The sequence below is a fragment of the Vogesella mureinivorans genome, assembly GCF_007644035.1.
Classification (GTDB): Bacteria; Pseudomonadota; Gammaproteobacteria; order Burkholderiales; family Chromobacteriaceae; genus Vogesella; species Vogesella mureinivorans.
This window is the reverse complement of record NZ_VMTV02000578.1, coordinates 1-273: the sequence shown is the minus strand read 5'-3', so window position 1 is coordinate 273 and position 273 is coordinate 1. Positions and strand designations below refer to the sequence as shown.

Below are 273 nucleotides of genomic sequence, written 5' to 3'. Positions count from 1 at the left end.
CAGCACCCGGTGGAAGGTCGAGCCCTCCGCCAGTTCGTGCAGGGGCGAGACCGCCTTCTTGTGACGCAGCAGCGACTTGGGCGTCATGATGATCAGCGGCTTGCGGAACGGCCGGTGCATCTGGCGTCGCAGGATGTGGAAATAGTTGGCCGGGGTGGTGCAGTTGGCCACCTGGATGTTGTCCTCGGCGCAGGCCTGCAGGAACCGCTCCAGACGGGCGGAGGAGTGCTCGGGCCCCTGCCCTTCGTAGCCGTGGGGCAGCAGCATGGTCAG

The 273-nt window shown here is 66.7% G+C and carries 1 pseudogene; it reads right to left on the bottom strand.

From position 1 onward, the window contains the following. Nucleotides 1–273, bottom strand: a pseudogene (locus FLQ44_RS16355) (transketolase, pyrimidine binding domain protein); the annotation flags it as partial.